This window comes from Bifidobacterium platyrrhinorum (assembly GCF_010667645.1).
Taxonomy (GTDB): domain Bacteria; phylum Actinomycetota; class Actinomycetes; order Actinomycetales; family Bifidobacteriaceae; genus Bifidobacterium; species Bifidobacterium platyrrhinorum.
The window spans coordinates 1-425 of the sequence record NZ_WHZV01000023.1; the positions used below are offsets into that span (position 1 = coordinate 1).

At 54.1% G+C, this 425-nt stretch carries 1 protein-coding gene; it reads left to right on the forward strand.

Translation table 11 applies throughout. From position 1 onward, the window contains the following. Positions 1 to 214: 214 nt before the first annotated feature. Positions 215 to 425: hypothetical protein (locus GFD21_RS11205; protein ID WP_225431813.1), on the forward strand; the 211-nt coding region annotated here is incomplete at its 3' end.

Here is a 425-nt window from a genome sequence, read left to right on the forward strand (position 1 = left end):
TGGAAGCATGTGGTCGAACCGGTGTTCCCCCGTGCTTGTCCGTTGCTTCTGGCTCATGTGGATGGAAGATGAACGGCCGGTGTGTGTGGGTGAATGTTGGGCGACACGCCGATGTGTCGTGGATGTTGCTTCTGTTTCGACCCCGTTTCGGGCGTATGCTGTGCTTTGTAAGGCCTGATCGCACTGTTTGCGACACGCCGATGGAACGCCGTCGTTGCAACGATTCGGGCGTGGTTTTGTCATGCCGGTTTGTGTTTTGGTGGTGGGGCGTGTATGTTTTTCATCTGTTGCCGCTCGGCGCGGCGGGCTGATCTGCTTCTTCTTGTGGTGGTTGGTTCGCGTGTTGGCGTGGTGGTGGTTTGAGAACTCAAGAGTGTGTTTGTACTACTTCTTTATAGTCAATGATTGCCAGTTCATTCCTTGCT